This is a genomic window from Aquabacterium sp., from assembly GCF_035476535.1.
In the GTDB taxonomy this organism is placed as follows: domain Bacteria; phylum Pseudomonadota; class Gammaproteobacteria; order Burkholderiales; family Burkholderiaceae_C; genus Pseudaquabacterium.
Map to the genome: position 1 here is coordinate 35774 of NZ_DATILJ010000194.1, position 6367 is coordinate 42140.

Genomic DNA, 6367 nt, shown 5'->3' on the forward strand with positions numbered 1-6367 from the left:
GTCGGGTCTTCGAGGAAGCACTGGAAGTTTGTCGCGGCGTCATGCACACTTTGCTTCGATCCATTCACCGGGAGATCTGCCTTGCCTGCTTCCAACGCCCTGCTCGCTTCGGCACTGCTGGTCGATCTGGCGCCTTACACCGTCTCCGGTTATGGGCTGTTCCGCGAGATCATCGAAGTCGACATGGCGCTGCCGGCGCGCATCAAGGGTCTCTACGCCGCAGTGGCTGCCATCAACAAGGGCTTCGGTGAACTGGCCTGGCGCGAGCTGTCTCGCGCGCAAGCGCAAGGCCTCACGCTCGATGAAGCGGCCAGCGGCATGATCCTGCTGAGCAGCCTGCGCGGCGAAGGCACGGCGCTGGCTTATGGCGAGGTGCTGTCACGCGTCTATCCGCAGCCCTCACGCCCCGCGCAAGACGCTGCCACCGTGCGCGCTGAACCCGGCGAGGCCGAAGCGAACTTCCGCGCCTATTTCGGCACCGTGCCGCCGGCACTGGCCACGCTGCTGGCCCTGGTGCCGCGCGGCGCCGACGGCTACTACCTGATGCGCAAGGGCACGATCGAATGCAACCGGCTCGACCGCAAGCTGTCCGAGCTGATGCTCATCGCCGTGCTGGCCGCCGACTACAGCCCGATGGCCGCCACGCACATCAAGGCCGCGCGCAGCGCGGGTGCCACCGAGCAGGAGATGGCCGAGGCCATCCTCTGCGCCGTGCCCTCGGCCGGCATCGCCGCGTGGATGTCGGCCGGCGCGCTGCTGGAGCCCGCGTGAGCGCCGCACTGCCGTTCCGAAGGCGTTCGCGCCCCCTCGAGGGACGGCCGACGTACTCGTCGGGCCCGGGGCGGACATGAACGAACGTGGCGTCAATCGCCAATGGCTGCTGCGCCGCCATCCGGTCGGGCGACTGGCGGCCAGCGACCTGCAGTTTCACCAGGGCCAGATACCGGCGCTGGCCGAGGGGCAGTTGCTGATTCGTGTGCTGCTCGTCGCGATGGATCCGGCAATCCGTGCTTTCTTGAGCCCGCGGCCCGGCTACCGCCCCGCTGTCGAACCGGGCGCACCGGTGACCGGCATGGTGCTGGGCGAAGTCGTCGCCTCTCGCTGCCCGGGCCGCCTGATAGGCGAGCTGGTCAGCGGCTTTGGCAGCTGGAGCGACCACGTGGTCGGCAGCGGCGCGCAGTTCGTGCCGGTTCCGCTGGAGCTGGGCCAAGGACCAAGCGGTGATCTGGCGGCCTACACGCACGTGCTCGGCAGCTCCGGCCTGACCGCGCACCACGGACTCACGGTAGTCGGCGCACTGGCAACCGACGACAGCGTGCTGGTCAGCGCCGCGGCGGGCGCCGTCGGCTCGCTTGCCGGGCAGATGGCGCGCATTCTCGGCGCCAAGCGCGTCGTCGGCATCGCCGGCGGCCCCGACAAGTGCCGGCTCGCGACATCGCGCTACGGCTACGACGCCTGCATCGACTACCAGGCCGTTGCCGACCTCGGCGCAGCCGTTCGCGCGGCGCTGCCCGAGGGCGCCGACCTGTGCTTCGAGAATGTCGGCGGCGCACCGCTGCAGGCCGCGCTGGATGTGCTGCGGCCGGGTGCACGCATCGTGCTGTGCGGCATGATTTCGCAGTACGACGCCGATGGCCCCGTGCCCGGCCCGCCCAACCTGTGGAACCTGATCGTGCATGGCGCACGCATGCAGGGCTTCCGCATCGCCGGCCTGCTGAACGACCGCAGCCGCAGCCGCGAGGTGCTGGGCCTGATCGACCAGTGGCTGCGCGCCGGGCGATTGCACTACGACATCGACTTGCGCGACGGCTTCGAACAGATTCCGCAGGCCTTTGCCGCCTTGTCCACAGGGCAGCACCGCGGGCGCCTGGTCGTTCGCATCAACACTGCCCAGGCGGCGTCGGCATGCTGACCTTGCGGCCGACGCACCCCATCCTTGACACGCTCCGCAACCGTGTCAGCGTTCCCCAATCGATTGCCCGGCCGTTCGGTCGGGTGGTCACTCACTCACCTCGACAGGAGATCACCATGACCCAGCTGGAAAAAGATGTCATTCAATACGAAGTCGCGAGCAATGGCGTCGCGACGATCTGGCTGAACCGGCCGCACAAGCGCAATTGCGTCAGCCCGCAGTTGCTGAAAGACCTGGAAGCCGCGGTCGACCACGCCGCTGAAGACACCGAGGCGCGCGCCGTCGTGTTCCGCGGCCGCGGCAACACCTTCTGCTCGGGCGCCGACCTCGACCAGCTGGTGAGCCCGGTGCTTCAGGCGACCACCAGCTCGCTGCAGCTGGCCATCGATTCGGCACGCACCTACGACAAGATCTTCAACATGAAGAAGCCGACCATCGCCGCGGTCGAAGGCTATGCGGTGGCCGGTGGCTTCGAGTTGATGATCTCCTGCGACTTCGCGCTGGCCGCCTCCGAAGCCAGGATCGGCGACTTCCACATCCGCCGCGCGCTGTTCGGCGGCGCCGGCCCGATCTATCGCCTGCCGCGCATGATCGGCATGCGCCGCTCGAAGGAGCTGATGCTGACCGGCAAGCTGCTGAGCGGCGACGAGTGCGCCGACTGGGGCCTCGTCAATGCGTCGGCGCCGCAGGCCGAGTTCGACAAGCTGATCGCAGACTTCTGCGCGCCGCTGATCGACAAGAGCCCGTTCTGCATGTGGATGACCAAGATGGCAGTCAATCGCGGCCTGGATGCCGACACCAATTCGCTGATCACGCTGGAGACCATGACCTGCAACGTGGTGCACCACTCCGAGGACGCCAAGGAAGGTGTTCGCGCGTTCCTCGACAAGCGCACGCCGGTGTGGACGGGCCGCTGATCGATCGGGCTGTCGCCATGAGCACCAACATGGTCGTGCTGGCCTCGCGGCCGCCGGACTGGACGCAGGAGCGCTTCACCACCTGGTGGCGCGGCGAACATGCCGCGATGGCCATGAAGCTGCCTGGCCTGCTGGCCTACCGCCACGGCGTGGTGGTGTTCGACTACGACCACCCCGAGGCGGCGGCCTGGGACGGCAATGCCGTGCTGGGCTTCGCCGACCGGCAAGCGCTGGACGCGGCAATCGCCTCGCCGGAATGGGCCGCCGCGGTTGCCCATGCCGGCAGGATGAAGGGCCGGCGGCTGGTGTTGATCACCGAAGAAGTCGACCTGCTGGCCGCTGCGGCTGCATCCGGCCGCTGACGAGGAAGACCCCCGATGAACGAACACCACGCCGCGGGATTTGTCGCCGCGAAATTCCGCCTCGAAGGCAAGGTCGCGCTGATCACCGGCGGGCGCGGTGCATTGGCCGAGGCGATGGCAGCGGGCCTGGCGGATGCAGGCTGCCACCTCGCGCTGGCCTCGCGCCATGCATCCGATTGCGCGGCCATCGCCGACCAGCTGGCCACGCAGTTCGGCGTGCAGGCGACGGGCCTGCGCTGCGATGTCTCGAGCGAGGCGGAAGTCGAGCAGGCCATCGCCGCGACGGTGCAGCGTTACGGCCGCCTGGACATCCTGATCAACAACGCCGGCGCCTCCTGGTGGGGCCTGCCGGAAGACATCCCGCTGGCGGGCTGGAACAAGGTGATCGAAGCCAACCTCACCGGCACCTTCCTGGCCTGTCGACACGCGGCCCGGCAGATGATCGGCCAGGGCGGCGGCGCGATCGTCAACATCGCCTCCGTCGGCGCCTACCTGTCGTACACGCCGGACGCCGGCCAGGTGGTGCCCTACACCACCAGCAAGGCCGCGATCGTGCACCTGACGGCGAATCTCGCGGCCCAATGGGCGCATCACAAGATCCGCGTCAATGCGGTGGCACCAGGATCGCTGGAAAGCGGCATGACGCAAACGCTGACCGGCGACACGCAGAACAAGCTGTTGGGCAGCATCCTGATGCGCCGCTTCGGCCGGCCGGACGAGGTCGTGCCCACCGTGATGCTGCTGGCCTCGGACGCCGGCAGCTTCATCACCGGCCAGACCTTCGTGGTCGATGGCGGGCAGTCGATTGCCTAACACCAGATGGACGCGGACTGCTAGATACCATGACCACCACCTTCACCGCCGAAGACCTTCAATGGACCGACGCCTCGTTGTGGACGCAGTTCGAGGCCCTGGCGCAGGCCGCGCCGACGGCGCTGGCCTTGGTCTCGCCCGATGGGCAGACCTGGTCGCGGGCCGAGTTGTCGAGCATGGCGATGGCCACTGCGGCTCACCTGCGCCAGCATGGCCTGCGTCCCGGCGACCGGGTGATGCTGCGAGCGTGCAAGACCGCGCCGACCCTGGCCGCAGCCCTGGCGGTGTCGTCGCTGGGCGGCATCCTGTGCCCGTTTACGCCCGACCTGGGACGCTCCGAACGCGAGGTGCTGCAACAGCGCCTGAACCACCTGGCGGTGATCTCCGACAGCAGCGACGACACCTTTGACGACGCCAGCGAAGACGCCGGCGACGAAGCCTCCACGGGGTTGCCCAGGTTGTCCGAGTTGCCCGGCGTACCCAGACTCGGGCAACCCGACCTTCCTCCCCTGCGCCTGAAGGTGCGTGACCGCGCCGACCTCGCGCCCGCCGATCCGCGCGATGCGCTGACGGCCCTGATCGGCTTCACCTCGGGCACCACCGGCTTGCCCAAGGGCGTGATGCACTCCAGCGCCGCGATGAACTATGCCTGCCGGGCCTGCGCGCAGATCGCCGATCTGGCCCCGGGGGATGCGATCGCCGGGCTGGTACCGCTGGCCAGCGCGCCAGGGTTCACGTTCAGCGTGCATTTCGCGCTGGCATCGGGCCACCCGCTGGTGCTGGTCGACCCGTGGGAGCCGATGCGTGCATTGCGCCTGATCGACAACTTCCAATGCCGCTGGGCGATGTGTGTGCCGACGCAGTTGACGGCAATGATCGAAACCGCCCGTGCCGGCCAGTGGACCCGGCCCAGCCCGTTGCGTGCCCTGGCGGTGGGCGGCAGCGCAATGACGCCCGAACTCGTCGCCGATGCCGAACGCCTGCTCGGCATCCGCGTGCTGCGCATGTTCGGCATGTCCGAATGCATGGGGCATGCGTCGACCCGCCCGTCGGATGCCATCGCGCTGCGCGGAACCTCCGACGGCAAGCCCTTTCCCGGCACCGTGGACGAGGCCTTCGATCCAGAGTTGCGGATGCTGCCGCGTGGACAGCGCGGGCAGGCCGGTGTGCGCGGTCCTTCGCTGTTCATCGGCTACTGCAAGGGACTGGGTGACAACGAAGCGCGCTTCACGCCGGACGGCTATTTCCTGACCGGCGACGAGATCGTCCATGACGCACAAGGCCACCTGCGCGTGGTTGGCCGCATCAAGGACCAGATCATCCGCGGCGGCTACAACATCGATCCCGCCGAGGTCGAAGCCGCGCTGCAAACGCACCCGGCCATCGCTGCCGTGGCACTCGTCGCGGTGCCCGAGCACCGGCTGGGCGAACAGGCCTGCGCCGCCTGCTGCATTCGAGACCTGGCCACGGCGCCGACGCTGGAAGACCTGAAGCAGCACCTGGCGGGCATCGGACTGTCGAAGAAGAAGTGGCCCGAGCACCTGCTGATCCTGGAGCAGCTGCCGCTCACCGCCACCGGCAAGGTCGACAAGAAGCAGCTCGCGCGCCTGGCGCTGACCGCGCTGAAGACGCTGAATGCGCCGGCGCCGCATTAGACTGGCCCTGCATCGCCGGACCAGCGCACACACACCTTTCAACACCATCGGAACATCGTGCCCACCGCTCTCTCACCCGCATCCCGCAGCACCCGGTCCAGGACGGCATCGTCGGCAAGACGCAAGCGCCCGCTCGTCATCACCGCGGCGCACGACGAGAAACGGCTCGAGATCATCAACGCCTGCGCCACGCTGTTCGATCGCGTGGGCTTCCACGGCACGTCGATGCAGATGTTGGCGGACGAAATGGGCATGGGCAAGCCCACGCTGTACCACTACTTCGCGAGCAAGAACGACATCCTTTATGAGATGCACCAGGTGCACATCGACGCGCTGATCCGCGGCCTGGAACCCGAACGTGACCTGAGCGACCTGGATCCGGCCCAGCTGCTGGAAGAGGCCTGCGCCTTTTCACTGAAGCAGATTGCCGAACATCCCGGCTACGTGCGCGCCTTCATGGACCACTACACCGAGCTCGAAGGCAGGCAACGAACGGAGATGCGCAAGCGCCGGGAAAGATACCTGACGCGCATCAACCAGATCATCAGCGCCGGCATCGCGAAGGGACAGTTCAAGGCCATCGACTCCGAACTGGCGACCCTCGCCTTCCTGGGCATGTGCAACTGGGCCTACAAGTGGTACCCGCGCATGGCCGACGATCACCCGCCCGAGAAGATGGCGCAGGTGCTGTGCCAGATCTTTCTCGGC

At 67.8% G+C, this 6367-nt stretch carries 7 protein-coding genes; all 7 read left to right on the forward strand.

What is annotated here, in order from left to right; all coding sequences use genetic code 11:
• Window positions 1-81 precede the first annotated feature (81 nt).
• Window positions 82-771 carry a carboxymuconolactone decarboxylase family protein gene (locus VLK61_RS19120; RefSeq protein ID WP_325423214.1) on the forward strand — a complete coding sequence of 230 codons (690 nt, stop codon included), beginning with the start codon at window positions 82-84 and terminating at the stop codon, window positions 769-771.
• A 76-nt stretch (window positions 772-847) separates the two neighbouring features.
• Window positions 848-1912, forward strand: coding sequence for an NADP-dependent oxidoreductase (locus VLK61_RS19125; RefSeq protein WP_325423215.1), 1065 nt, complete (start codon window positions 848-850; stop codon window positions 1910-1912).
• A gap of 116 nt (window positions 1913-2028) precedes the next feature.
• The gene (locus tag VLK61_RS19130; protein WP_325423216.1) at window positions 2029-2829 is read left to right on the forward strand and encodes an enoyl-CoA hydratase/isomerase family protein; all 801 of its coding nucleotides are present in this window, start codon (window positions 2029-2031) and stop codon (window positions 2827-2829) included.
• 17 nt (window positions 2830-2846) lie between these two features.
• Window positions 2847-3191 carry an EthD family reductase gene (locus tag VLK61_RS19135; RefSeq protein ID WP_325423217.1) on the forward strand — a complete coding sequence of 115 codons (345 nt, stop codon included), beginning with the start codon at window positions 2847-2849 and terminating at the stop codon, window positions 3189-3191.
• Window positions 3192-3206: 15 nt separating this feature from the next.
• Window positions 3207-4004 carry an SDR family NAD(P)-dependent oxidoreductase gene (locus tag VLK61_RS19140; RefSeq protein ID WP_325423218.1) on the forward strand — a complete coding sequence of 266 codons (798 nt, stop codon included), beginning with the start codon at window positions 3207-3209 and terminating at the stop codon, window positions 4002-4004.
• Between the two features lie 29 nt (window positions 4005-4033).
• A complete protein-coding gene (locus VLK61_RS19145; protein WP_325423219.1) occupies window positions 4034-5659 on the forward strand; it encodes a class I adenylate-forming enzyme family protein in 1626 nt (541 codons plus the stop codon).
• Between the two features lie 57 nt (window positions 5660-5716).
• Window positions 5717-6367, forward strand: a 651-nt coding sequence (locus VLK61_RS19150) for a TetR/AcrR family transcriptional regulator (protein ID WP_325423220.1), incomplete at its 3' end; no start/stop codon positions are given.